The organism is Mesorhizobium sp. WSM4829, from assembly GCF_055811475.1.
The window spans coordinates 160,641-183,515 of record NZ_JBVVQJ010000001.1 but is presented as its reverse complement, the minus strand read 5'-3'; the positions used below and the strand labels follow the sequence as shown (position 1 = coordinate 183,515).

Here is a 22,875-nt window from a genome sequence, read left to right as displayed (position 1 = left end):
TGTCTCATCGCGACGCCTTCCTCGGGAACAGCATCCCGCCCAGGCCGGCCAGCAGCTGGCGCAGCAGGATGGCGAGCGCCAGGTAGATCAAGGTGGAGACGATGTAGGTTTCGAAGGCCCTGAAATTGCGCGACTGGATAAAGTTGGCGGCGAAGGTCAGGTCCTCAGCGGCAATCTGCGAAACGACGGCCGAACCCAGCATGACGATGACGATCTGCGACGACAGCGCAGGCCAGATGCGCTGCAGCGCCGGGACCAGAACCACGTGCCAGAAGGCTTGGAACGGGGTCATGGCGAGGCTGGCGCCGGCCTCGAACTGGCCGCGCGGCGTGGCCTGGATGCCGGCGCGGATGATCTCGCAGCTGTAAGCGCCGAGATTGACGATCATGGCGAGGTTGGCGGCGGTCAGCTCCGACATCCTGATGCCAAGCGACGGCAGGCCGAAGAAGATGAAGAACAGCTGGATGAGGAAGGGCGTGTTGCGGATCAGCTCGACATAGGTCGCAACGACGGGTTTTAGCCATTTCGGCCCCAGCGCCCGCACCCAGGCGCAGGCGATGCCCAATGCGACGCCGAACACCGCGCCGATCAGGATCAGTTGCACGGTGATCCGGATGCCCTTGAGCAGCACCGGCAGAGATCCGATCAGCCAGCTGAAATCGAACTGATAGGTCATGGCTTGCTATCCGACCTCAGCCACACGCGGCGGGCGGCGATCACAGCTCAGCCGGCAGGTCCACCTTCAGCCATTTTTGCGAAATGGCGTTGAGGGCGCCATCGGACCTGGCGGCGGCGATGATCCCGTTGATCTTGGCCATCAACGCCGGCTGCTCCTTGTTCATGCCGATGTAGCAAGGCGAGTTCTTGATCAGGAACTTGAGCTCCGGCCGCTTGGGCGGGTTCTTTTCGAGGATGGCGGCGGCGACGACATTCCCGGTCGCGATCACCTCGACCTGGCCCGAAAGGAAAGCCGAAATCGTGCCGTTATTGTCCTCGTAGCGCTTGATCTCGACGCTCGCGGGCACAACCTTGGTCAGTTCGAGATCTTCGATCGCGCCGCGGGTGACGCCAACGGTCTTGCCGGCGAGGTCTTCCGCTTTTGCGACGGCGACGTCTGCCGGAGCGAACACGCCGTTGTAGAACGGAGCATAGGCTTCGGAAAAGTCGATGACCTTCTCGCGATCGGGATTCTTGCCGAGGCTGGAAATGACCAGGTCGACTTTGTTGGTCTGGAGATAGGGAATGCGGTTGGCGCTGGTGACCGGGACGATCTCGACCTTGGCGCCGAGCTTTTCGCCAATCAGATTGGCGATGTCGACGTCGTAGCCTTGCGGCGTCATGTCGGCGCCGACACTGCCGAAGGGCGGGAAATCCTGTGGAACGGCGATGCGGACGGTGCCGCGCGCCGCGATGTCGCTCAAGGCGTCGGCCCGCGCCTGCGGAGACGAAGCCATGGCCATTCCAACGGCGGCGGCGAAGGCCAGCATGCAGACATTGCGACGGTTCATTATCTTTCCCTTTGACTGGACAAAACCAATTGGTCGCCAGGGCAAAGCAACAGACATGCCAAACCATCGAAATCGCTGCGAATCGGACTTTCCCGGCGGGATTGGCAAGGTGGGATTGGCAAGGCAGTCTTCACGAGCCGCTGCCGCCCGAGCAATCGACTGCCTAAATATTGTGCAGTTCGGCGGTTTGCCAGTCAGTCGTAGGTCAGATCCGTCGCCTTGCCGCCGAAGACGCGGTAGGCATAAAACGAATAGAAAATGATGATCGGCAGCACCACCACCGTGCCGGCCAGGATGATGGCGAGGCTTTCCGGCGCGGACGCCGCCTGCCAGATGGTAAGCCTGTCGGGCACGACGAAGGGATAGAACGACCAGGCGAGGCCGGCAAAGCCCAGCGTGAAGATGGCGGCCAGCGTCAGGAACGGCGTCAGCGCATGGCGGTCGCCGGCCTTAGGCAGATGGAATGTCTGCCGCCACAGCCATGCGAACAGCACCGCCGACAGGACCGGCAGCGGCGACAAATAGAGCATGGCCGGCCAGACGAACCATTTGTCGAAGATGCGCGGACTGGCGAGCGGCGTGGCCAGCGAGACGGCGACCATGCCGAGCGCGGTCAGCACCAGCGCCCGGCGCAGCCATAGCACCGCCTTCTTCTGCAATTCGCCTTCCGTCTTGTAGATGACCCAGGCTGCGCCCATCGCCGCGTAGGCGGCGGCAAGGCAGAGCGCCACCAGCGCGCCGAAGGCCATGCCGCCGAGGCCGACATCAAGGCCCAGCACATAGATCCCCAGCATGTAGCCCTGCGCCAGCGATGCGATGACCGAGCCGAGAAAGAAGATGCGGTTCCAGCGATGCTTGTGACCGGCCGGCACCTTGGCCCGGAAATCGAAGGCAACGCCGCGCAGCATCAGGCCGACAAGGAGCAGGAAGACCGGAATGTAGAGCGCGGTGAGGATGGTGCCGTGCGCCAGCGGGAAGGCGACCAGCAGCAGGCCGACGGCCAGCACCAGCCAGGTCTCGTTGGCGTCCCAGAACGGGCCTATTGCGGCGATCATCGTGTCCTGCTCGGCGTCCTCGGCGGCTGCGAACAAGATGCCGATACCGAGATCAAAGCCGTCGAGGATGACGTAGATCAGGATGGCAAGGCCCATCAGGCCGGCGAAGATGAGGGGGAGCAATGTCGGCCAGTCGAGGGTCATCGCCGTTCTCCTATTTCGCCGCCGGCTGCGACAGCGGCGCGTCGAGAACGCCCGGCAGCGGCGAGGCATCGCCGTCCTTCGCCGCCTTCAGCGCCAGATAGACCAGCACGCCGAGATAGGCGATCAGAAGCAGCGCATAGAGGATGAGATAGACCGCGAGCGACAGCGCGACCTGGCTGCCGGCGACCGGGCCGACGGCATCGACAGTTTTCAGCACGCCGGTGACCAGCCACGGTTGGCGGCCGATCTCGGTGGTGTACCAGCCAGCCAGCGTCGCCAGCCAGCCGGACAGCGCCATCGGCACCATCACCAGCGCCAGCGGTCTCGGCAGGCTGTGCCGGCGCTTGAGGAAAAAGGCGGCCGACCAGGAGACGACGAGCATCAGGACGCCGGTGCCGACCATGATGCGAAAAGCCCAGAACACCGGGAACACCGGCGGGTGGTTGCCGGCATAGTCGTTCAGCCCCGGCACAACGCCGCTGGCGCTGTGCCTGAGGATGAGGCTGGCGCCATCGGGGATGGTGATCTCGTATTTGTTCTCCCTTGCCGCCTCGTCGGGAAGCGCGAAAAGGACCAGCGGCACGTTGGGGCCGGTGTTCCAGTTGGCCTCCATGGCGGCGATCTTCTGCGGCTGATGCTCGAGCGTGTTGAGGCCATGCTGGTCGCCGGCGAAGATCTGGATGGGGATCAGGATCGCCGCGGTGAAAACACCGGTGCGCAAGGCCTTCCACATCGATTCCGAACGGTCGCCATAGAGATAGCGCAGCGCCGACAGGCCGGCGATCAGGAACGAAACCGTCAGGCCGGAGGCAAGCAGCATGTGGACGAGCCGGTAGGGCATGGACGGGTTGAAGACGATCGCCCACCAGTCGGTAGCGTGGGCTACGCCGTCGCGCATCTCGAAGCCGACCGGCGTCTGCATCCATGAATTGAGCGCGATGATCCAGAAGGCGGACAGGGTGGTGCCGCCGGCCACCAGCACGGTTGCCAGCGTGTGGATGCGGTTGGAGACGCGGCGGAAGCCGAACAGCATGATGCCGAGGAACGCCGCCTCGAGGAAGAAGGCGGTGAGTATCTCATAGGCGAGCAGCGGGCCGGCGATGTTGCCGACGGTCTCCATGTAACCCGGCCAGTTGGTGCCGAACTGGAAGCTCATGGTGACGCCCGAAACCACGCCCATGGCAAAGGACAGCGCGAACACCTTCACCCAGGTGAAATAGGCGCGCATCCAGGCGGTATCACCGGTGGCGTTGTAGCGAAGCTTGAAGAACAGCAGCATCCAGCCAAGCGCGATGGTGATAGCCGGAAACAGGATATGGAACGAGATGTTGGCGCCGAACTGGATGCGCGAAAGGATGAGCGGGTCCATGGCGGGCTCCGGCTGCTGCTATGTCAGGGAAGATAGGCCGGATGCGCCAGGCGGTCAAAGCGGCGTGGCGTCACGCGAGGCGGAACGCCGCAGGACCGCGCAGCGGTGGATGCGCCGATGTCCAGAATGTCAGGAGTGCCATTGACTTCCGGCCGCGCGCACCGACATTCAGCGGACTAAAATCAACAGACCTCCTTTCAAGCAGCCGTTTTTCAACCATGCCATCGATCATTGCCATTTCCGGGGTCACCAAGACCTACGCCACCGGTTTCAAAGCGCTGAAGGAGATCAACCTCGATATCGAGCGCGGCGAGATTTTTGCGCTGCTCGGGCCGAACGGCGCCGGCAAGACGACGCTGATCTCGATCGTCTGCGGTATCGTCAACCGCTCGTCGGGCACGGTCAGCGTCGACGGCCACGACATCAGCCGCGATTATCGCGCCGCACGCAGCCTCATCGGGCTGGTGCCGCAGGAACTGACCATCGACGCGTTCGAGAGTGTGTGGGCGACGGTCAACTACAGCCGCGGCCTGTTCGGCAAGCCGGCCAATCACGCCTTTGTCGAGAAAGTGCTGCGCGACCTGTCGTTGTGGGACAAGAAGGACGCCAAGGCGATCACCCTGTCCGGTGGCATGAAGCGGCGGCTGATGATCGCCAAGGCGCTGTCGCACGAACCGAGGGTGCTGTTCCTCGACGAGCCGACAGCCGGCGTCGACGTCGAGCTGCGTCAGGACATGTGGGCGATGGTGCGCCGGCTGCGCGAGGATGGCGTCACCATCATCCTGACCACGCACTATATCGAGGAGGCCGAGGCGATGGCCGACCGCGTCGGCGTCATTAATCGCGGTGAGATCGTGCTGGTTGAGGACAAGGTGCAACTGATGCGCACACTCGGCCGCAAAAGGCTGTTGCTGGAATTGCGCAGCCCGCTCGCCACCATACCCGAGAAATTGTCGCGCTACGCTTTGGAGCTTTCGCTGGACGGTGATCGACTGACTTACACCTATGACAACCAGAGCGAGCGGCCGGGCGTCGCCTCGCTGCTGCGCGACCTTGAGACGGCCGGCGTCCAGTTCCGCGATATCGACACGCAAAACAGCTCGCTCGAGGAGATCTTCGTCAACCTGGTGAGGAAGGGCGCATGAACCTGCGAGCCGTCTGGGCGATCTACAAGATGGAAATGGCGCGCGCCTTTCGGACCGTGCTGCAGAGCATTGTCTCGCCGGTCATCTCGACATCGCTCTATTTCGTCGTCTTCGGCTCGGCCATCGGCTCGCGCATCACCGAGATCGACGGCATCAGCTACGGCGCCTTTATCGTGCCGGGGCTGATCATGCTGTCGCTGCTGACGCAGTCGATCTCCAACGCCTCCTTCGCCATCTATTTCCCGAAATTCGTCGGCTCGATCTACGAACTGCTGTCGGCGCCGGTGTCCTATCTGGAGATCATCATCGCTTATGTCGGGGGTGCGGCGACCAAGTCGATCATACTCGGCCTGATCATCCTGGGGACCGCGTCGCTGTTCGTGCCGCTGACCATCGAGCATCCGTTCTGGATGTTCTCCTTCCTGGTGCTGACGTCGGTGACCTTCAGCCTGTTCGGCTTCATCATCGGCATCTGGGCGAAGAGCTTCGAGCAGCTGCAGCTGGTGCCGCTGCTGATCATCACGCCGCTTACCTTTCTTGGCGGCAGCTTCTATTCGATCGACATGCTGCCCGGCACCTGGCGCACGGTGACGCTGTTCAACCCTGTCCTTTATCTGGTCAGCGGCTTTCGCTGGAGCTTCTACGGCAAGTCCGACGTCTCGATCGGCATCAGCCTCGGCATGACCGTGGTTTTCCTGCTTATCTGCATAGCGATCGTCGCGTGGATTTTCAGGACCGGCTACCGGCTGCGGAACTGACCGAACGGCCTGCCCAGGCGACGCAGCGCCAGCATCCGAGCGATGTTCCCGACCCAAGACGACCAAATCTGGTGACGACGCTTGAAAGCGGCCGTGCGATGGCGGCGCTTGATTTCCATATAATGTTATATATCGTGTTATCAATTGGCTGGCAGGTTGATTATGGAAGACGTCGTAAGGTCCCTTGGCTTCCTGTGCCTGGGCAGCAGGCTGAAGCGTATTGGCGAGCAATTGCAGGCGGATACGCAGCGCCTGCTCGACTGCCTCGATGTGCCGGTTCAGTCGAGCCAGTACCCGCTGCTGGCTGCGCTCGACAGGCTGGGCCCGCTGCCAGTCGGGGAACTGGCGCAATCCCTCGGGGTCGCACAGCCAGGTGTAACGCGGAGCGTGTCGCTTCTGGCCGAATTGGGACTGGTCGAGGTCAGTCCATCGGATGATGACCAGCGGCGCAGGATTGTCTGCCTCACCCTGCACGGCCAGCGGCTGGTCGATGTTGCAAAGCACGACGTCTGGCCGCGCATCGAGAATGCCGTCGCGGATCTGTGCGCGGATCTTTCTGGACCGCTTCTTGATCAGCTGGCCGCCATCGAGGACGGCCTCGCCGCGGCGCCTCTCGACCGTCGTGTAAAGAAGCCGGAAGTGCCACGCGATGAAATACCTGCTTGACCGTCCCGTGTGGAGCGCGCTTCGGACGCGACACCAAGCCTTCGCGCAAGGTGACGACCTCGCCATGCGGTATCGGCCCTCGATAGCTCCCTTCGCCGCCAGTGCCGCGGACGATGCGGAAAGCCTGCAGGCGCTCGGAAAACTTGTCTCCCCAGGCGAGAGTGCGATCCTGCTTCAGGCGGACGCCATTGCTCTGCCCGCGGAACTTTCGGCGACTTCGACCGCGCCCGGGGTTCAGATGATTGCCGAGCGGCCATTGCAGATGGTCTCCGACAAGCGCGTGCAACGTCTGACGCGAGACGATGCAGCTGAGATGCTCGCCTTGGCATTGGTCACCAAGCCTGGCCCATTCACGCTCGAAGCCTTGAGCCTCGGCGATTTTTGGGGTGTGAAGATCGAGGGCCGACTTGCGGCGATGGCCGGCGAACGCATGAAGCAACCCGGCTATACCGAACTTAGCGGCGTGTGCTCACATCCGGAATTTCGGGGCGGTGGCCTGGGCAGGCTGCTGTCGCTGTTCGTGGCAAACCAGATAGCGGCGCGCGGCGAAGTTCCCTATCTCCACGCCTTTGCCAGCAACACCACGGCCATCGGATTATACGAGTCCATTGGCTTCAGGTTGAGAAGCATGATGAACGTGGCCGTGGTTCAGCGCGCCGAATGAGCCCATCAGGCGCATTCCCGCGCATCAGGAAAAGGAAGGATTTCGTATCGACGAAATCCTTCCTTGGCGCTGCTAGCGCCTTGCAGTGATTCAGACCGCGATCTTGCCGCCGCCCTGTTTGGTGATGGCGACGACCGACGGCCGCACCGGCATATCGGGCTTGAAGTCAGGCCAGCGGGTCGATAGGTCCTCATAGTAGGAGGGACGGCCAAAAGCCTCCCAGTCCTCGCCGCCATCGGCCGGATGCTGGACCGCGACGAAGGCGGTCTGGTCGTCGGGCGTGAACAGCGGGCCGCAGAGTTCGGCGCCGATCGGCACGCGGAAGAACAGCTTCGAGGTCGCCCGCGCCTCGCCTTCGGTGTCGACCGCCCACAGGCCATCGGTGCGGCCGGTCGCCTTCGGGCCCTGGCCATCGGTCGAGACCCAGAGCCGGCCGGCCGCATCGATGGCGCAATTGTCCGGCATGCCGAACCAGCCATTGGCGGTCGTTGCGGTCGAGAAGGTAGCGCCGACTTCGGCCACCGAGGGATCGCCGCATTTCAACATGATTTCCCACTTGCCCTTGGTGGCAGTGAAATCGCCACCGTCCTCGACAATCTCGACGATGTGGCCAAAAGCGTTTTCGGCGCGCGGGTTGGCGGCGTCGACCTGCTCCGTTTTGCGCTTCGAATTGTTGGTCAGCATGACGTAGATCTTGCCGGTCGTCGGGTTGGGCTGAATATCCTCGGGGCGGTCCATCTTGGTGGCGCCGAGAAGATCGGCGGCAAGCCTTGTCCCGATCAGCACGTCGGCCTGGCCGGCAAAGCCGTTCTCCGCGGTCAACGGACCCTGGCCGTGAACGAGCGGCAGCCATTCCAGGGTACCGTCCTCGGCGAATTTGGCGACGTAGAGCGTGCCGTCGTCGAGAAGATCCATGTTGGCGGCGCGGTCCTCGGCGTTGAACTTGCCGGCCGTGACGAATTTGTAGACATAGTCGAAACGCTCGTCGTCGCCTTGGTAGAACACCACACGGCCATCCTTGGCGACGATCGATTCAGCGCCCTCATGCTTGAAACGGCCCATGGCAGTGCGCTTCCGCGGCACCGAGGTCGGATCGTTGACGTCGACCTCAACGACCCAGCCGAAGCGATTCGGTTCGTTCGGCTCCTTGCCGATGTCGAAGCGGTCGTAATGCGCAGCCCATTCGTAGGAGCCGTCGGGAATCCCCAGGCGCTTGTAGTTGGCGGCTTCCTTGTGGCCTTCCTGCAGCTCGCCCGAGAAATAGCCGTGTATGTTTTCCTCGGCCATGATGTAGGTGCCCCAGGGCGTGACACCGCCGGCACAATTGTTGATGCTGCCGAAGACCTTGGTGCCGGTCGGATCGGCGCTGGTCTTGACCCGGTCGTGGCCGGCGACGGGGCCGGACAGCGCCATCTCGGTGTTGGCGGTGATGCGGCGATTGAGCTTGCCGTCGCGCACCACCTGCCATTTGCCTGACACCTTGCGAATTTCGACGATGGTGCCGCCATGCGCGGCTATCTCGATATCGACCTGTTCCTTGCTCAACGGGGCCTGCTTGGCCTCGCCATCGACGATGGTGACAAGGCCCGGGAACATCAGATGCGGATTGGTGTACTCATGGTTGACCACCAGCAGGCCATGCTCGGCCGAGCCGTCGATCGGGATAAAGCCGACATAGTCGTTGTTGTAGCCAAACTGCCTTTCCTGGGCCTGCGCCGACTGTTTTGTCGGATCGAAGTCCGGCGAATCGGCAAACAGCGGATCGCCCCAGCGCAACAGCACGTCGGCGTCGTAACCGGCGGCGACATGGTGCTTGTCGTCGACGCCTGCCTCGACCTCGTCGAAACTGAAGACCGAGCCGCCGCCGGCGCGGGCATCGTCGGCGAGGATCAGCGCGAGCGGGCTGACGGTGGCGGCGATGGCGGTTGCCGCGAGCGATCCCTGCAGAAAACCACGGCGCGAGAATCGCGCGGCGATGATTTCGCCCATCGTCTGGTTGTCGGTGGGATTGGTTCCTGGCCCATCGTTTTCCTCGAGCAGGCTGGTGCGGAAATGGGCGTCGGGGCGATGTTCAGTCATGGGGGCGTGCCTCTGGCTCTTTGGGATGGCTGGAGCGTGTTGCTTGACTGACCGCGTATCGCCAGCAGATCACAGTTTGATGACGTTGCCGACCAATTTCCAACCCGATTTCATGTCTTTGAGTCAGGCCGCTTGACCGCGACCGACGCTTCCGAAACAAGATCTGCGGCAGGCGCGCAAGCACTGCGTCGGGAGGAACAAAAAAGTGAGTTTCTGGGGACTGGGGCAGCTCGGCATTTCGACAGTGATCTTCCTGCTGGCGGCGACGGCGGCCAAGCAATGGGGGCTGGCGCCGAGCCTCGGCAAGATCGTTCTGACTCTGGCGCTCTATTCAGCGGGCAATCTGATCATGCTGAGGCTGATCCGTGAATTCGGCATGTCGGTGTCGTTCAGCCTGTCGGCGGTGATCCAACTGGTGTCGGTGAACGTGGTGGCACTGGTGTTCTTCGGCGAGCGCGTCAATTCGTTGCAGGCGACCGGCATCGTGCTCGCCGTCGCAGCGGTGGCGCTGATCACGCTCGGACCCTATCTGCAAAAACTGTAGTTGCGCATGACCCCGAAAATCGGAAACGATTTCGGAAAGGGTCATGCGCGAAATCAAAGTGCTACAGCGTCCTTTGCGTCCAAAAGGACGCGCGGCGCTGTAGGACGATTGGCCCGATGAAGAATACCGCACACAAGCTGCTCAACTGGATCGAATTCCCGGTGCTGTTGGCCGGACTGGTCATCGCCGGCGGACTGTGGGGGTTCGAGGAGCTGATGGAGGTGGCGCGGGACACCACGCCGCACGCCTTCGACACGGAAATCATGCTCGCCTTCCGTGAAGCGGGACAGCCCGACAATCCGATCGGACCGCCATGGCTGGAAGGGGCGATGCGCGACATTACCAGCCTCGGCAGCGCCATCGTGCTCGGGCTGATCACAGTGGCGGTGATTGTCTATCTGCTGCTGATCCACAAGCCGGGAGCAGCGTTTCTGGTCTTCGTCGCGGTGGCGGGCGGGCAGGCCCTGTCGAGCACGCTGAAGCTCGGAATCGATCGGCCGCGCCCCGACCTGGTCTCGCATCTCGCCGACGTGGCGACGCTTTCGTTTCCAAGCGGCCATGCGATGCTGTCGGCGGTGACATATTTGACGCTGGGCAGCATGGCGTCGCGTTTCCTGCCTGGGCGAACGACCAAGATCTACGTGCTGGCACTTGCCGTGCTGACAACACTGCTGGTCGGCATCAGCCGCGTCTATCTCGGCGTTCATTGGCCATCGGACGTGCTGGCCGGCTGGTGCGCCGGCTTCGCCTGGGCGATGCTGTGCTGGCTGGTAGCATGGGCGTTCCAGCGATGGCACGGACAGACCGCCGGCGTCTGAACCGCCCGTTCCGAACGACGTTGCGCCTAATCTCCTCGACGTTGCGGCGGCTGGGACGTGCTGCTCCAGCAGGTGCACAGGCCCGCCGGGATGCAACCGGCCGTGTGCATGTCTGACATATGCATGATGATTGTTGAACCATCACAATGATGGTATTATACATGGGAATGCAGACTCAGACGGGGGTTTTTTAGCCGATGATCACTGCCGCGCAGATGCGCGCCGCAAGGGCGCTGGCCGGCGTCGATCAGAAGACGCTCGCCGAGCGCGCCGGGGTTTCGCTTCCAACCATTCAGCGCATGGAAGCGAGCGATGGCGTGGTCAGGGGCGTGGTCGATACTCTGATGAAGGTCATCCAGGCCCTCGACCAGGCCGGCGTGGAGCTGATCGGCGAGAACCAGGCCAGCGAGCGCGGCGGCAGGGGGGTGCGCCTCAAGCCGGTCGTGCCGCAGAACCCGCCAGGCTGAGCCGAAATAGAGTCGCGACGGCGACCGCCGACAGTCCTGCCGACGATCCCGCCGCCTGCTTGGTTTTATGCGTTGCCGCTGTGCACTTTTTGGCGGCATGCATCAGGAGCGGAAGGCAGTCCATGCATCGAACCCAGCGGGCAATTCATCAACCGGCGCAGCCGACATTTTCCGAACTGTTCACGCCGAAGCTGGCGACGGTGCTGCGCGAAGGCTACACATCAGAGCACTTCAAGGCCGATGCCATCGCCGGACTGACCGTGGCCATCGTGGCGCTGCCGCTGTCGATGGCGATCGCGATCGCATCGGGCGTGTCTCCGGAGCGCGGGCTCTACACTTCCATCATTGGCGGTTTCCTCGTCTCGGCGCTGGGCGGCAGCCGTTTCCAGATCGGCGGGCCGGCGGGCGCCTTTATCGTGCTGATGGCGGCAACCGTGGCACGGGTCGGCGTCGACGGGTTGCTGCTGGCGACGATGATGGCCGGCGTTTTGCTGCTCGTCATCGGCTACCTCAGGCTTGGCACCTACATCAAATTCATTCCTTATCCGGTGACCGTCGGCTTCACCGCCGGCATCGCCATCATCATCTTCTCCGGCCAGATCGTCGAGCTGTTCGGGCTGAAACTCGCCGGCAAAGAACCTGGACCGCTGGTGCCGAAGCTGATGGCGATCGGCGAGGCGGCCGGCACGATCAATCTCGCCGCCACCTTCGTCGCTCTGCTGACCATCGTCGCCATTGCCCTGATGAAACGGTGGCGGCCGAAATGGCCCGCCATGCTGATCGCCATCGGTCTGGCGTCGCTTGTCGTGGCGCTGTTTTCTCTGCCTGCCGAAACGATCGGCACGCGCTTCGGCGGTATCCCGCGCAGCCTGCAAATGCCGGCCTTTCCGCCGATCAGCTTCGACAGGATGATCGACGTCCTGCCGGACGCCCTAGCCTTTGCGCTGCTCGGCGCGATCGAATCGCTGCTGTCGGCGGTGGTCGCCGACGGCATGACAGGAAGGCGGCACCGCTCCAACTGCGAACTCGTGGCGCAAGGCTTCGCCAACATCGCGTCCGCCCTGTTCGGCGGAATCTGCACCACCGGCACCATAGCCCGCACCGCGACCAATGTGCGGGCCGGCGCGCATGGACCGATTTCGGGCATGATCCACTCGGCCCTCCTGCTTGCCCTGATGCTGGTGGCGGCGCCGCTGGCCAGCTACATCCCGCTTGCAGCCCTTGCCGGCGTGCTGGCGGTGGTGTGCTGGAACATGTTCGAGAAGCAGGCCTTTGCCACGCTGCTGCGTGCCTCGCGCGGTGACGCGCTGGTGCTGATGGCGACTTTCCTGATCGTCATCTTCCGTGATCTCACCGAAGGCATCGTCGTCGGCTTCGCGCTGGGCTCGATCCTGTTCATCGACCGCATGGCCAAGAGCATTGCGGTTGAGCCGGATCAGGGACTGGTGCAGGACGATGTCGCCGACAGAACCGGCGCCGCCAGCGCATACGATTCCAGCGAAGCCAGCGATGCCGACACCGTCGTTTACCGGATTTCCGGCGCCTTCTTCTTCGGCGCCGCCTCGACCGTCGCCACGGTGCTGGACCGCATCGCCGACCAGCGCAAGAACTTCATCCTCGACTGCTCGGCCGTGCCATTCTTCGATTCAACGGCGGCCAACGTCATCGAGAGCGCTGCCCACAAGGCGAGGCGCGCCGGCGTGCGCTTCATCATATCAGGCGCTTCGCCGCAGACACGCCGCATGCTGATCAACCACGGCGTCAAACGGCCGCTGGTGACATACGCCGCCTCGATCAGGGACGCGCGAGCGCAGTTGAAGAATGCCGCGCCGGGAGAAGTCTAACCCTCTCCTCATCGTCAGCGATGTCGGACGGACGCAAGCACCGCGTCAGGCAGCGGCGCCGGGCGCGCTGGCGTCTTCGTGCGGCGCGGCGGCCAGATCGGTGCGCGCCTTGCGCGCGAGTTTTTTTGTCGAGCGCCTGGGCCTGTCGCCGAACAGATCGGCTGCCGCCGCAAGACAGGTCTTTTTCAGGCTTTTCTCCGAGCGCTTCAACAGCTTGCTCAGCAGTCGCGTTTCCTGAGGAGAGCCGAGCGGCCGGTCGTGGGCCTCGAGAAGCGTGCGCAAGACGAATACATCATGCAGTTCGCCCAGCTTTTCGCCAAGTTCGTCGACCGCCTTGCGCCGGGCCTTGATCGGCGTCGGCCACAGCCGTCCAAGCAGCGACAGATGCATGCCGTGAGTCTTTGCCGCCTTGCGCAGATCGTGGAAATCGTCGGCATCACCGCGGGAGCCCGCCTTGTCCAGCGCCTTTCTGGCGCGACGCAGAGTGATGCGGGCGCCTTCGGCAAGCACATCGGCGGCCTGTTCGGGCTGGTCGGGCAAGGCTAACGTATCGATGCGGCTGATGCCATCCTCGCAAGCGGCAGTCGCGGCAGCTATCGCGGCGCCAAGGCCAACTCCACCATGCAATTCGTGCTGGCGCGCCACCAGCGTGTCGCGAACGGCATCGAGACCGCCACCGGCGCTTTGCTCGGGAAAGTCTTTTGCCAGCCGGTCGATGGTTTCAACCAGCGCGGTCGCCTCTCGCGGTTCGGCAAGCAGGGCAGCCACCTCTCGGTAGCATTGGTTCTCGGTACTGCAAAATGTTTCGTCTCCGGGACGGACCAGGCGCAGCAAGGCACGCACCTTCTTCAGCCGCCTGCGGCATTTGTGCAGCGCCTGCTCCGGCCTGTCATGCGCCGCGTCCAGATGGACGAGCGCCTTGCCGATCTCCTCAGCGAGGATGCGCCTGACCTCGCCAGTCAACGGCAGGCGCGGATCGATGCGATAGCTCATGCGGCGATCTCCGGAATTCCCTCAAGGGCGAGCGACGCGTTGTAGAACCTGTGCTCGCCGGTGACTTCGCGGCCGAGCCAATCTGGCAGCATTTCGCCCTGCACGTCCTGCGGCGTCTCAAGCTCGGCGACCACCAGACCGCTGAGCATCCCGCCGAAGACATCGACTTCATAGAGATGGCCGCGATGCCTAACATGGTGGCGTGTCTTCTCGATGACACGACCGATGGCGAAGGCCAGCATCTCTTCCGCATCCGCCAGAGGGATCGGATATTCGAATTCGTCGCGTTCGCGGGCCTTGCTGCCGAATTTGAGCGTCAGCTTTGCCGAGGCGCCGTCGCTGATACGCACGCGGACCGAGCGGTCGGGCGCGGCAACGAGATAGAACTGGCGAATGCGGATGTCCGCTTCGACCAGATCCCGCCAGCCATCGCCGGAGACCAGGAACTTGCGCTCGATTTCCTTGACCATGGCTCCACACTAAAGCGCGTGCGGCTGGAGTTGGCAAGGTGGAGATAGGCCTCTATTGACTTAAATCATTCGATTGATTAAACTACGGATCATGAGCAAACCGACAAACGCCGAGATGACGCGCGCGGCTCTTGTTCGCGCAGCGCTAAAACTGTTCGGACGCCAGGGTTTCGACGGCACCTCGACGCGCGAGATCGCGGCTGAGGCCAGGGCCAATATCGGCTCGATCGCCTATCATTTCGGCGGCAAGGAAGGGCTTCGAACCGCAGCGGCCGACTATATCGTCGACACCATCCAGACCATTGCCGGCCAGGCGATCGGCAATCTGCAGGGGCCAAGCGATTCAGAAACGGGCGAACCAGAAACGGGCGACCCCGAAGCGGCGCGGGCACAACTGTTCACCGCGCTCGAGCGGATGGTGGCTTTCATCGTGGCAAGGCCGGAGGCCGGCGAGATCGTGCAGTTCGTCCTGCGTGAGCTGTCGCATCCGACGGCGGCACTCGACCGCATCTATGACGGCGTATTCGAGCCGACGCATCGCCGGCTCTGCCTGATCTGGGAGCGGGCGACGGGCGAGGCGGCCGAAAGCGAGGCAACCCGACTCACCGTGTTCACGCTGATCGGCCAGGTCGTCTATTTCCGCATCGGCCGCGAGGCGGTGATGCGCCGCATGGGCTGGCGCGCGATCGGCGACGCCGAGGCCACCAAGATCGCGGCGGCAGTGACGGATAATCTCGGCGCGATTTTGGCTCGGCGTCACTTAACCGACCGGAAGGATCGTAGATCATGAGTTTCCTCTGTTCTGTGCCGCTCGCCGCCCTGCTTTTCAGCACCTGCGCACCGGCGGCGCCGCTCGCCGTCGGCTATGTCGAGGGCGACTATGTGCTGCTCGCGCCGATCGAGGTGGCGCAGGTCGAGACGATTTCGGTCAAGCGCGGCGATCGCGTCGCGCCGGGCACGCCAGTGGTGACGCTGGAAAGCGCCGACGCAAAAATAGCCGTCGCGCAAGCCGAGGCGGCCCTTGCCCAGGCCCAGGCGCAACTTGCCGACCTGCAGGTCGGCAAGCGGCCGGAAGAGATTGAGGTGCTCAAGGCGCAGGTCGACATGGCCAAGGCGCAAGCCGCCGACGCCAAACGCAGATACACCCGCGCCAGCGATTTGTTCAAACGCGGCACCGGCACCCAGGCCGATTATGATACGGCTTCGGCGTCGCTGGAAACTGCCAACGCGCAGCTCGGCCAGGCGGAAGCCAATCTCGCTGTCGGAGGCCTGCCGGCGCGGCCCGAGACGATCAAGGCCGCCGACAATCAGGTCAGGCAGGCGCAATCGGCGCTGGAGCAGGCGCGCTGGCGGCTGTCGAAGCGTGTGCTGGCGGCGCCTTCGCCCGGCCGCATCAACGATGTGATCCGCTATCCCGGCGACACCGCCGGGCCGACCGCGCCGGTCATTTCGATTCTGCCGGACGGCGCGGTGAAGCTCAGCGTCTATGTGCCGGAAAGCGCGTTCTCGTCGGTGGAAGTCGGCACGCTGCTCAACGTCCATTGCGACGGCTGCGGGCCGGACGTGAAGGCTCGCGTCAGCTACGTGTCGCCGGACCCGGAATTCACGCCGCCGGTGATCTACTCGCTCGAGACCCGGCAGAAGCTGGTCTATCTGGTCGAGGCGCGGCCGGAGGGCGACGCCGGCGCGCTGCAACCGGGGCAGATCGTTGATGTCGAACTGGCGGATATCGGCAAATGAACGTCATCGACGTCCATGGCCTGGTCAAGCGTTTTGGTGACAAGACCGTCGTCGACCATGTGACGATGACGGTGGCCGAGGGCGAGATCGTCGGCTTCCTCGGCCCCAACGGCTCTGGCAAGACGACGACCATCCGCATCATGTGCGGCCTGCTGACGCCGGATGAGGGCGAAGGCACGGTGCTCGGCTTCGACATCCGCACCGACAGTCTGAGGATCAAGCGCGAAGTCGGCTATATGACCCAGAAATTCTCGTTCTACGAGGATTTGACCATCGCCGAAAACCTGGAATTCGTAGCGCGGCTCTATGGGTTGAAGCCGCTCAACGAGCATGTCACCAGGACGCTGGAGGATCTTGGCCTCACCTCGCGCAAGGACCAGTTGGCCGGCACGCTGTCCGGTGGCTGGAAGCAGCGGCTGGCGCTGGCCGCCTGCATCATGCACAAGCCCAGATTGCTGCTGCTCGACGAGCCGACGGCGGGCGTCGATCCGAAGGCGCGGCGTGAATTCTGGGACGAGATCCATCGGCTGGCCAGCGGCGGGCTGACCGTGCTGGTCTCCACCCACTATATGGACGAGGCCGAGCGCTGCCATCGCATCGGCTACATCTCCTACGGCAGGATGCTGGCCACCGGCACGGTCGACGAGGTGGTCAGGAATGCCGGGCTGACGACCTTCGTTGTGCAGGGTCCGCGCCTCGACCAGGTCGCTGCCGCACTCAGCGGCCGGTCGGGTGTCGACCAGGTGGCGCCGTTTGGTGCGACGCTGCATGTCGTCGGTTCCGACAAGACGGCGCTTCAGGCAGCCCTCGCCGATGTCGAGAAAGACCACAAGGGCGTCACGGTGACGCCGGGCGAGACCAGCCTGGAGGATGTGTTCATCCAGTTCATGTCCGGCTCGAAGGACAATATGGGATGAAAAACGGGATAAACAGCGTCTTTTCCTTCGCCAGGCTCGGCGCGCTGCTGATCAAGGAGTTCATCCAGATGCGGCGCGACCGCATCACCTTCGCCATGATGCTGGGCGTGCCGCTGATGCAGCTGGTGCTGTTTGGCTATGCCATCAACAACGATCCAAAGAGCCTGCCGGCCGCCCTGGTGGCGATGAGCAGCGATCCCTATACGCGAGCCATGGTTTCGGCGCTGCAGACCACCGGCTACTACCGCTTCGACCATGTCGCGCAAAATGCCGCCGAGGCGGAATTCCTGATGGCGCGTGGCGACGTCGCCTTCGTCGTCACCATTCCCGCCGACTTTGCCCGTCGAGTCGAGCGCGGCGACCAGCCGCAAATCCTGATCGAGGCTGATGCGACCGACCCGGCAGTCGCCAGCGGCGCCATTTCGACACTCGGCACCGTTGCCAACCAGGCGCTGCTCAGGGCGCGCGGCATGCAGGAGACGGCCGCCGAAGCTGCCCGAGGCCAGCTCGAAGTCGTTGTGCACCGACGCTACAATCCGGAAGGCATCTCGCAATACAACATCGTGCCCGGCCTGCTCGGCGTCATCCTGCAGATGACGATGGTGATGATGACCTCGATCGCGCTGACGCGCGAGACCGAGCGCGGCACGATGGAAAACCTTCTGGCGATGCCGTCCAGCCCGCTCGAAATCATGCTCGGCAAGGTGCTGCCCTATCTGGTGGTCGGCGCCGTGCAAGTGGCGGTGGTGCTGGCGGCGGCCAAGCTGCTGTTTGGGGTTCCCTTCACCGGGTCGTTGTCGCTGCTGCTTGCGGCGGTTCTGGTCTTCGTGCTGGCGCTGGTGCTGCTCGGCTACACCATCTCGACGATGGCGCGCACGCAGATGCAGGCACTGCAGCTCACCTTCTTCTTCTTCCTGCCGTCGATCCTGTTGTCGGGCTTCATGTTCCCCTATCGCGGCATGCCTGGCTGGGCGCAGATCTTCGGCGAGATCCTGCCGCTGACGCATTTCCTGCGCATCATCCGCGCGGTGATGCTGAAGGGCGCCGACCTGCCGGCGGTCGCAACCGAAATAGGCTGGCTGGTCGCGTTCGTGGCGCTGTTTGCCGGCGTGGCGCTGGTGCGGTTCCGCCGGACGCTGGATTAGGATCCAACTCAAGCAGCTCACGCAATGGCCGAGGTGTCACCTTGGATGCATGACCATTCGGATCGAGATTCTATGCCGGTCTGGCCTGATCCGGGACCGGCGGCAACAAAGGCGCATCCAGCCCTTGGAAAGGATCGCGCCAGGCGTCGATCTCTTCAAGCTGGCGATACCAGCGACTGACCGAAGGATAATCGTCGAGCGGCAATCTGGCGACATCGTTGAAGGGCAGAAACGTCGCCATTCTAAAGTCGGCATAGGAAACCGAGTTTTCGACCAGCCAGTCTCGCTCGGAAAGCGCGGCCTCAAGTGTTGCAGCGGCCGTGCGAAAGTCTCTCAGCCCCTCCTCAACCCGGTGCTGATCGATCGGGCCAATCCCATAGCGCTGCTTGGTGCCGCGTTCGAAATGAACGACGTCGCAAGCTCTTGCGAAGTTCTCTTTGCCCCAGCTGAGCCATCGGATCATCTCGGGTTCGTCGTCGCCGGTGCGCCAGAGATCCGAATGCGCGTCGCGTGAAAGCCGGCAGGCTATGGCGTCAGCCTCCCAGAGGCTGTTTCCCGAGCCTACGAGTATCGGCAATGAAAGATTGGGATTCAGCGGGCGATATCGCTCAGCCTGCCCGGGAGCGAAGGGCGATGCGAACTCAAAGTCGAGCTTTGCGTGGAGATAGCGTGCCACGGCGACCGCGAGGCGAGGATTGGGATTGCGGCTGAAGAGCAGTTTCATTTCGTGTCAGCCTTTGAATGGTGCCGGTTCGGTCGCACCTAAGCCGCGGCCATGATCTCCGCATAGGTGCCGAAATCGACATTGCCGCCGGACAGCACCACGGCGACGCATTTGCCTGATAGCTCGATCTCGCCCGATGACAGCGCGGCCAGCCCGACGCAGCCGCCGGGCTCGACCACCAGCTTGAGATGGGCCATGGCGTCGCGCATCGCCTGTGCCGCCGCTCTGTCGGACACGGCAATGCCGCCGGCGAGATTCCTGCGGTTGATCTCAAAGGTGATCGCGCCCGGCTCGGCGGTGAGGAGCGCGTCGCAGATCGAAGTGTGGCCGGGCTCGATCGAAACCCGAGCACCTCTGGCCAGTGAACGACAGGTGTCGTCGAAATGCTCGGGTTCCACCGCCCAGACGGCGGTGCCCAGCGAGGCGTCCTTGACCGCGATGGAGATGCCGCTGCTCAGGCCGCCGCCGCCGCAGGGGATGACGACCGCGTCGAGGCTCACCCCGAGTGCTTTCGCCTGCGCCATCAGTTCGAGGCCGATCGTTCCCTGGCCGGCGATGATGGCCGGGTCGTCGAAAGGCGGAACCAGGACCATGCCCCGTTCCATGTACGGGCGAACCACCGCCATGCGATCGTCGCGAAACCGGTCGAACGGAACCACTTCGGCGCCCATTTTCCTGACATTGCCGACCTTCATTGCCGGCGCATCGGTGGGCATGGCGATAACCGCCTTGACGCCGAACATCGCCGCCGACGCGGCGACGCCTTGCGCGTGGTTGCCCGACGAGAAGGCGACGACGCCGCGGCTGCGCTGCTCATCGCTGAGCGACGACAGTTTGTTGTAGGCGCCGCGGAACTTGAACGAGCCGGTACGCTGCAGCGTCTCCGGCTTGAACAGGATCCTGGCGCCGAAACGCTTGTTCAACTCCGACGATTCGATCAGCGGCGTTTCGACGATCAGGCCGGACAATCGCGTTGCTGCGCGGTGGATATCGGCGATGCCGGGAGGGGTGGTCATGGTGAGGTCCTGCAGAATGAGACCGCCCCATGGTGCACGGAAAACCAGACCGCGCACCACTGGAAAAATGTGACCGAGACAATTCGTGGATTGCGAGCAGAGAGTGGCGCTCTTCGCCAACCGCTCCTCACCCCAAAAGCGTCCGTTGCCGTTTGGCGCCGCCCATCTTGCGCCAGGTGTTGAAGCGATGGGTGGCGGCTGCGAAGGATATCTTCATCTGCTGGGCAACCGAATAGCGCGACTTGCCCTCGTCGAACAGGCGGTAACAGCACTCGACGCCCTCCTCGGTCAGCTTGCCGTCGGGGGCTTTGTTGTGCGGATTGGCCGGGTCGAATTTTTCAACCTGCTGCTCAACCAGGCCTTTCAGGCGCTGCAGATCGGCCTCGATGCTGGCGATCAGGTCGAGAACGGGTTTCGGGTCAAATGCATGGGTGGGCTGTTTTGCCGGCATCCGGATTCCTTTCTCTTGGCTTAAACCCACCATATAGGTGAACATTCGCCAATAATGAAGGGCGCTGGCGGAGGATTCCCGCAACCATAAATTTGAACCTCCGGCTACAAGCGATTGACCAACGGTGCACCAAACTCTAGTTTAGAATAATTCTAAACTAGGGCGAATTTCTCATGCTTTCCCGTGTTTTCGGTTTTGGTCGCCGTCCCTTCGAGTCGCTCTCGGAGCAAGAGATCCTGGCGCTCGCCATCTCTTCCGAAGAGGATGACGGGCGTGTCTACCGCGCCTATGCCGACGGGCTGGCGGATAGGTTTCCGCATTCGGCCAAAGTGTTCGAGGAAATGGCGGAGGAGGAGGACGGCCATCGCGACTCGCTGATCGAGCTTCACCGCGAGCGTTTTGGCGAGCGCATTCCGCTGATCCGACGCGAGCATGTGAAGGGCTATTACGAGCGCAAGCCCGACTGGCTGGTCCGGCCGCTCGGCATCGAACATGTGCGCCAACAGGCCGAGTCGATGGAGCGTCAGGCCTACCTGTTCTACGTCGAGGCGGCGAAACGCACCAGCGACGCCTCGACGCGAAAGCTGCTCGACAATCTGGCGGTGGCCGAACAGGGCCACGAAACGCTGGCGCAGCGGCTGGAGCAAGAGCATGTGCCGGGCGCGGTGAAAGCCGAGGAAGCAGCGGCCGAGCAGCGACAGTTCATCCTGACCTATGTGCAGCCGGGACTGGCCGGGCTGATGGACGGATCGGTGTCGACGCTGGCGCCGATCTTCGCCGCCGCGTTCGCCACGCACGATACGTTCCAGACCTTCCTGGTCGGGCTTGCCGCCTCGATCGGCGCCGGCATCTCGATGGGCTTCACCGAGGTCGCCTCCGACGACGGCAAGCTGTCGGGCCGCGGCTCGCCGGTAAAACGCGGCATCACCACAGGCGTGATGACGGCGCTGGGTGGCCTCGGCCACGCCTTGCCCTACCTCATTCCGTATTTCTGGACCGCGACAATTCTCGCGGTCGTGGTGGTGTTCTTCGAACTGTGGGCGATCGCCTTTGTGCAGAACCGTTATATGCAGACGCCGTTCTGGCGCGCCACCTTCCAGGTGGTGCTGGGCGGCGCGCTGGTGTTTGCGGCTGGAGTGCTGATCGGGAATGCCTAGCTCGATCTTCCCTTCTCCCCTTGTGGGGCCCGAAGGGCGGGCGAGGCCCGTGACTCGCCCCGGGGCGGTGGATTGGCGCGCAGCGCCGAGACGGAAGAGGGGTGTTGGACGGAGTGCCGTCCTTGCCATGCTGGAGCACCGGCCGCTTCGCGGCCACCTACTCCCACAAGGGGAGAAGGAAGAGCCGCCCCACTCACCCGTTCGCCGCCCGGCTGTCCTCAGGCGCCTCGGCCCGTTCGGTCAGGCCATAGTCGCGCACGACGTGGGCGATGCGCAGACGGTAGTCGGCAAAGATGCCGCCGCGGCCGGCCTTCTGCGCCTGCCTATGTTCCTCTGTGTTGCGCCAGGCTTTCACCGCTTCCTCGTCACGCCAGAACGACAGCGACAGGATGCGGCTCGGGTCGACAAGGCTCTGAAAGCGCTCGATCGACAGAAAACCGTCGATGCCGTCGAGTAGCGGGCGCAGGTCGGCGGCGAGGCCGAGATAGGCGTCGCGCTTGCCCGCTGCCGGCTCGACCTCGAAGATGACGGCGATCACAGTTTCACCAGAGAGGCGTGCGGCCCGGATGCGAGTTTCAAAAAAGTCCGATGCTCTTTCAGGATGAATTTTTCACGCCGGGCGAACTCGTAATTGGCCTTGCCGGCCGGGTCGGCGGCGAGCCTGATACGGTAGGCTTCGTAAGCCGCCAGGCTGTCGATGTTATAGGCGGCATAGGCTGTCGTGGCCGAGCCCTCATGCGGCGCGAAATAGCCGATCAGATCGGCGCCGCAGCGCGGGATCGCCTGGCCCCAGTTGCGGGCATACTCCTCGAACGCCGCCTTGCCGAACGGGTCGATCTCGTAGCGGATGAAGCAGGTGATGGTCATCTTTTGTCTCCTTGCTGAATCTGTTTTGTTGCGGCGACAGTTCGAGCGGTGTCGAAACGTTCTGTAGTTCTATGTGCCAGGCTGTTTTCCATGCTGATCACGCTTGCCAGAAGGATTTCGCGCATTCGCGGCGAACGTCTTGTGGCGTCAGGCCAAGATCGCGCAAAAGATGCTCGTCAATCTCGGCGAGGTCGAGGCGTTGCAGATGGCGGTCATACCACCGCGCCAGCAGCCGCAGATGCGCCCGGCGCAAGATCATGAACGGAGACGGCCGCCGGCCGAAGCGGCTGACAGGCACGGTGTGGGAAGCGGTTCTTGCGGTCATCGTCATCTC

General features: G+C 63.3%; 27 protein-coding genes. 13 read left to right on the top strand and 14 right to left on the bottom strand.

Features of this window, described 5'->3' with window-relative positions:
• Positions 1-4: 4 nt before the first annotated feature.
• The 5 genes from AC0L17_RS00750 to AC0L17_RS00730 all read right to left on the bottom strand — a co-directional run bounded on the left by AC0L17_RS00750 (position 5) and on the right by AC0L17_RS00730 (position 4,308).
• Positions 5-676, bottom strand: coding sequence for an amino acid ABC transporter permease (locus AC0L17_RS00750; protein ID WP_473514387.1), 672 nt, complete (start codon positions 674-676; stop codon positions 5-7).
• 40 nt (positions 677-716) lie between these two features.
• On the bottom strand, positions 717-1,487 hold the full coding sequence (locus AC0L17_RS00745) for a transporter substrate-binding domain-containing protein (RefSeq protein ID WP_128169341.1): 771 nt from the start codon (positions 1,485-1,487) through the stop codon (positions 717-719).
• Between the two features lie 215 nt (positions 1,488-1,702).
• Positions 1,703-2,707, bottom strand: a complete 1,005-nt coding sequence (locus AC0L17_RS00740; protein WP_473514386.1) for a cytochrome d ubiquinol oxidase subunit II — start codon at positions 2,705-2,707, stop codon at positions 1,703-1,705.
• 10 nt (positions 2,708-2,717) lie between these two features.
• The gene (locus AC0L17_RS00735; protein WP_027154716.1) at positions 2,718-4,076 is read right to left on the bottom strand and encodes a cytochrome ubiquinol oxidase subunit I; all 1,359 of its coding nucleotides are present in this window, start codon (positions 4,074-4,076) and stop codon (positions 2,718-2,720) included.
• Positions 4,077-4,146: 70 nt separating this feature from the next.
• Positions 4,147-4,308 carry a hypothetical protein gene (locus tag AC0L17_RS00730; RefSeq protein ID WP_156941598.1) on the bottom strand — a complete coding sequence of 54 codons (162 nt, stop codon included), beginning with the start codon at positions 4,306-4,308 and terminating at the stop codon, positions 4,147-4,149.
• Between AC0L17_RS00730 and AC0L17_RS00725 the strand changes: the two genes are divergently transcribed.
• From AC0L17_RS00725 to AC0L17_RS00710, 4 genes are all read left to right on the top strand, one after another.
• Positions 4,295-5,221: an ABC transporter ATP-binding protein gene (locus AC0L17_RS00725; protein ID WP_473514384.1), complete on the top strand. Its 927-nt coding sequence runs from the start codon at positions 4,295-4,297 to the stop codon at positions 5,219-5,221. The two genes, AC0L17_RS00730 and AC0L17_RS00725, sit on opposite strands and share 14 nt — an antisense overlap.
• A complete protein-coding gene (locus tag AC0L17_RS00720) occupies positions 5,218-5,979 on the top strand; it encodes an ABC transporter permease (RefSeq protein ID WP_473514383.1) in 762 nt (253 codons plus the stop codon). Before AC0L17_RS00725 ends, AC0L17_RS00720 begins: the two co-directional genes overlap by 4 nt.
• 162 nt (positions 5,980-6,141) lie before the next feature.
• On the top strand, positions 6,142-6,645 hold the full coding sequence (locus AC0L17_RS00715) for a MarR family winged helix-turn-helix transcriptional regulator (protein ID WP_084646854.1): 504 nt from the start codon (positions 6,142-6,144) through the stop codon (positions 6,643-6,645).
• Positions 6,629-7,309: a GNAT family N-acetyltransferase gene (locus tag AC0L17_RS00710; protein ID WP_473514382.1), complete on the top strand. Its 681-nt coding sequence runs from the start codon at positions 6,629-6,631 to the stop codon at positions 7,307-7,309. Before AC0L17_RS00715 ends, AC0L17_RS00710 begins: the two co-directional genes overlap by 17 nt.
• Before the next feature lie 90 nt (positions 7,310-7,399).
• Here AC0L17_RS00710 and AC0L17_RS00705 read toward each other — a convergent pair whose 3' ends face one another.
• Positions 7,400-9,388: a PhoX family protein gene (locus AC0L17_RS00705; RefSeq protein WP_473514381.1), complete on the bottom strand. Its 1,989-nt coding sequence runs from the start codon at positions 9,386-9,388 to the stop codon at positions 7,400-7,402.
• A gap of 205 nt (positions 9,389-9,593) precedes the next feature.
• On the opposite strand from AC0L17_RS00705, the gene AC0L17_RS00700 reads away from it, so the two are divergent.
• The 4 genes from AC0L17_RS00700 to AC0L17_RS00685 all read left to right on the top strand — a co-directional run bounded on the left by AC0L17_RS00700 (position 9,594) and on the right by AC0L17_RS00685 (position 13,061).
• Complete coding sequence (locus AC0L17_RS00700; protein WP_027154722.1) at positions 9,594-9,932, top strand: hypothetical protein; 339 nt, start codon at positions 9,594-9,596, stop codon at positions 9,930-9,932.
• A gap of 116 nt (positions 9,933-10,048) precedes the next feature.
• The gene (locus AC0L17_RS00695) at positions 10,049-10,750 is read left to right on the top strand and encodes a phosphatase PAP2 family protein (protein WP_473514380.1); all 702 of its coding nucleotides are present in this window, start codon (positions 10,049-10,051) and stop codon (positions 10,748-10,750) included.
• A 197-nt stretch (positions 10,751-10,947) separates the two neighbouring features.
• Positions 10,948-11,217, top strand: a complete 270-nt coding sequence (locus AC0L17_RS00690) for a helix-turn-helix domain-containing protein (protein ID WP_473514379.1) — start codon at positions 10,948-10,950, stop codon at positions 11,215-11,217.
• 122 nt (positions 11,218-11,339) lie between these two features.
• A complete protein-coding gene (locus AC0L17_RS00685; protein ID WP_473514378.1) occupies positions 11,340-13,061 on the top strand; it encodes a SulP family inorganic anion transporter in 1,722 nt (573 codons plus the stop codon).
• Positions 13,062-13,106: 45 nt separating this feature from the next.
• Here the strand turns inward: AC0L17_RS00685 and AC0L17_RS00680 are convergent, their stop codons facing one another.
• Positions 13,107-14,054 carry a CHAD domain-containing protein gene (locus tag AC0L17_RS00680; protein WP_473514377.1) on the bottom strand — a complete coding sequence of 316 codons (948 nt, stop codon included), beginning with the start codon at positions 14,052-14,054 and terminating at the stop codon, positions 13,107-13,109.
• A complete protein-coding gene (locus AC0L17_RS00675) occupies positions 14,051-14,524 on the bottom strand; it encodes a CYTH domain-containing protein (RefSeq protein ID WP_473514376.1) in 474 nt (157 codons plus the stop codon). The genes AC0L17_RS00680 and AC0L17_RS00675 overlap by 4 nt, the downstream gene beginning before the upstream one ends.
• Positions 14,525-14,615: 91 nt before the next feature.
• On the opposite strand from AC0L17_RS00675, the gene AC0L17_RS00670 reads away from it, so the two are divergent.
• From AC0L17_RS00670 to AC0L17_RS00655, 4 genes are read left to right on the top strand one after another with little or no spacing between them, the layout of a single operon-like run.
• Positions 14,616-15,314, top strand: a complete 699-nt coding sequence (locus AC0L17_RS00670; protein WP_473514375.1) for a CerR family C-terminal domain-containing protein — start codon at positions 14,616-14,618, stop codon at positions 15,312-15,314.
• Positions 15,311-16,264: an HlyD family secretion protein gene (locus AC0L17_RS00665; RefSeq protein WP_023801406.1), complete on the top strand. Its 954-nt coding sequence runs from the start codon at positions 15,311-15,313 to the stop codon at positions 16,262-16,264. Before AC0L17_RS00670 ends, AC0L17_RS00665 begins: the two co-directional genes overlap by 4 nt.
• Positions 16,261-17,181, top strand: a complete 921-nt coding sequence (locus tag AC0L17_RS00660) for an ABC transporter ATP-binding protein (protein WP_473514374.1) — start codon at positions 16,261-16,263, stop codon at positions 17,179-17,181. The genes AC0L17_RS00665 and AC0L17_RS00660 overlap by 4 nt, the downstream gene beginning before the upstream one ends.
• Positions 17,182-17,189: 8 nt before the next feature.
• On the top strand, positions 17,190-18,326 hold the full coding sequence (locus tag AC0L17_RS00655; RefSeq protein WP_473514598.1) for an ABC transporter permease: 1,137 nt from the start codon (positions 17,190-17,192) through the stop codon (positions 18,324-18,326).
• 70 nt (positions 18,327-18,396) lie between these two features.
• On the opposite strand, the gene AC0L17_RS00650 is transcribed toward AC0L17_RS00655, so the two are convergent.
• From AC0L17_RS00650 to AC0L17_RS00640, 3 genes are all read right to left on the bottom strand, one after another.
• Positions 18,397-19,050 (bottom strand): glutathione S-transferase family protein, encoded by a 654-nt coding sequence (locus AC0L17_RS00650; RefSeq protein WP_473514373.1) that lies wholly within the window; start codon positions 19,048-19,050, stop codon positions 18,397-18,399.
• A gap of 38 nt (positions 19,051-19,088) precedes the next feature.
• A complete protein-coding gene (locus AC0L17_RS00645) occupies positions 19,089-20,066 on the bottom strand; it encodes a threonine/serine dehydratase (protein WP_473514372.1) in 978 nt (325 codons plus the stop codon).
• A 127-nt stretch (positions 20,067-20,193) separates the two neighbouring features.
• Complete coding sequence (locus tag AC0L17_RS00640) at positions 20,194-20,517, bottom strand: hypothetical protein (protein ID WP_023801401.1); 324 nt, start codon at positions 20,515-20,517, stop codon at positions 20,194-20,196.
• Between the two features lie 173 nt (positions 20,518-20,690).
• On the opposite strand from AC0L17_RS00640, the gene mbfA reads away from it, so the two are divergent.
• Positions 20,691-21,674, top strand: coding sequence for an iron exporter MbfA (gene mbfA / locus AC0L17_RS00635; RefSeq protein ID WP_473514371.1), 984 nt, complete (start codon positions 20,691-20,693; stop codon positions 21,672-21,674).
• Positions 21,675-21,867: 193 nt separating this feature from the next.
• On the opposite strand, the gene AC0L17_RS00630 is transcribed toward mbfA, so the two are convergent.
• From AC0L17_RS00630 to AC0L17_RS00620, 3 genes are all read right to left on the bottom strand, one after another.
• Positions 21,868-22,212: an antibiotic biosynthesis monooxygenase family protein gene (locus tag AC0L17_RS00630; RefSeq protein ID WP_236370892.1), complete on the bottom strand. Its 345-nt coding sequence runs from the start codon at positions 22,210-22,212 to the stop codon at positions 21,868-21,870.
• The gene (locus AC0L17_RS00625) at positions 22,209-22,541 is read right to left on the bottom strand and encodes an NIPSNAP family protein (protein ID WP_023801398.1); all 333 of its coding nucleotides are present in this window, start codon (positions 22,539-22,541) and stop codon (positions 22,209-22,211) included. Before AC0L17_RS00625 ends, AC0L17_RS00630 begins: the two co-directional genes overlap by 4 nt.
• A gap of 97 nt (positions 22,542-22,638) precedes the next feature.
• Positions 22,639-22,866, bottom strand: coding sequence for a DUF1127 domain-containing protein (locus tag AC0L17_RS00620; RefSeq protein ID WP_023801397.1), 228 nt, complete (start codon positions 22,864-22,866; stop codon positions 22,639-22,641).
• Positions 22,867-22,875: the final 9 nt, after the last annotated feature.

Excerpts from the sequence above, each read along its gene's own strand:
- AC0L17_RS00750 (WP_473514387.1), bottom strand. The coding sequence starts at position 676 with ATGACCTATCAGTTCGATTTCAGCTGGCTGATCGGATCTCTGCCGGTG.
- AC0L17_RS00745 (WP_128169341.1), bottom strand. The coding sequence starts at position 1,487 with ATGCTGGCCTTCGCCGCCGCCGTTGGAATGGCCATGGCTTCGTCTCCG.
- AC0L17_RS00740 (WP_473514386.1), bottom strand. The coding sequence starts at position 2,707 with ATGACCCTCGACTGGCCGACATTGCTCCCCCTCATCTTCGCCGGCCTG.
- AC0L17_RS00735 (WP_027154716.1), bottom strand. The coding sequence starts at position 4,076 with ATGGACCCGCTCATCCTTTCGCGCATCCAGTTCGGCGCCAACATCTCG.
- AC0L17_RS00725 (WP_473514384.1), top strand. The coding sequence starts at position 4,295 with ATGCCATCGATCATTGCCATTTCCGGGGTCACCAAGACCTACGCCACC.
- AC0L17_RS00730 (WP_156941598.1), bottom strand. The coding sequence starts at position 4,308 with ATGATCGATGGCATGGTTGAAAAACGGCTGCTTGAAAGGAGGTCTGTT.
- AC0L17_RS00720 (WP_473514383.1), top strand. The coding sequence starts at position 5,218 with ATGAACCTGCGAGCCGTCTGGGCGATCTACAAGATGGAAATGGCGCGC.
- AC0L17_RS00715 (WP_084646854.1), top strand. The coding sequence starts at position 6,142 with ATGGAAGACGTCGTAAGGTCCCTTGGCTTCCTGTGCCTGGGCAGCAGG.
- AC0L17_RS00710 (WP_473514382.1), top strand. The coding sequence starts at position 6,629 with ATGAAATACCTGCTTGACCGTCCCGTGTGGAGCGCGCTTCGGACGCGA.
- AC0L17_RS00705 (WP_473514381.1), bottom strand. The coding sequence starts at position 9,388 with ATGACTGAACATCGCCCCGACGCCCATTTCCGCACCAGCCTGCTCGAG.
- AC0L17_RS00695 (WP_473514380.1), top strand. The coding sequence starts at position 10,049 with ATGAAGAATACCGCACACAAGCTGCTCAACTGGATCGAATTCCCGGTG.
- AC0L17_RS00690 (WP_473514379.1), top strand. The coding sequence starts at position 10,948 with ATGATCACTGCCGCGCAGATGCGCGCCGCAAGGGCGCTGGCCGGCGTC.
- AC0L17_RS00685 (WP_473514378.1), top strand. The coding sequence starts at position 11,340 with ATGCATCGAACCCAGCGGGCAATTCATCAACCGGCGCAGCCGACATTT.
- AC0L17_RS00680 (WP_473514377.1), bottom strand. The coding sequence starts at position 14,054 with ATGAGCTATCGCATCGATCCGCGCCTGCCGTTGACTGGCGAGGTCAGG.
- AC0L17_RS00675 (WP_473514376.1), bottom strand. The coding sequence starts at position 14,524 with ATGGTCAAGGAAATCGAGCGCAAGTTCCTGGTCTCCGGCGATGGCTGG.
- AC0L17_RS00670 (WP_473514375.1), top strand. The coding sequence starts at position 14,616 with ATGAGCAAACCGACAAACGCCGAGATGACGCGCGCGGCTCTTGTTCGC.
- AC0L17_RS00665 (WP_023801406.1), top strand. The coding sequence starts at position 15,311 with ATGAGTTTCCTCTGTTCTGTGCCGCTCGCCGCCCTGCTTTTCAGCACC.
- AC0L17_RS00660 (WP_473514374.1), top strand. The coding sequence starts at position 16,261 with ATGAACGTCATCGACGTCCATGGCCTGGTCAAGCGTTTTGGTGACAAG.
- AC0L17_RS00650 (WP_473514373.1), bottom strand. The coding sequence starts at position 19,050 with ATGAAACTGCTCTTCAGCCGCAATCCCAATCCTCGCCTCGCGGTCGCC.
- AC0L17_RS00645 (WP_473514372.1), bottom strand. The coding sequence starts at position 20,066 with ATGACCACCCCTCCCGGCATCGCCGATATCCACCGCGCAGCAACGCGA.
- AC0L17_RS00640 (WP_023801401.1), bottom strand. The coding sequence starts at position 20,517 with ATGCCGGCAAAACAGCCCACCCATGCATTTGACCCGAAACCCGTTCTC.
- mbfA (WP_473514371.1), top strand. The coding sequence starts at position 20,691 with ATGCTTTCCCGTGTTTTCGGTTTTGGTCGCCGTCCCTTCGAGTCGCTC.
- AC0L17_RS00625 (WP_023801398.1), bottom strand. The coding sequence starts at position 22,541 with ATGACCATCACCTGCTTCATCCGCTACGAGATCGACCCGTTCGGCAAG.
- AC0L17_RS00620 (WP_023801397.1), bottom strand. The coding sequence starts at position 22,866 with ATGACCGCAAGAACCGCTTCCCACACCGTGCCTGTCAGCCGCTTCGGC.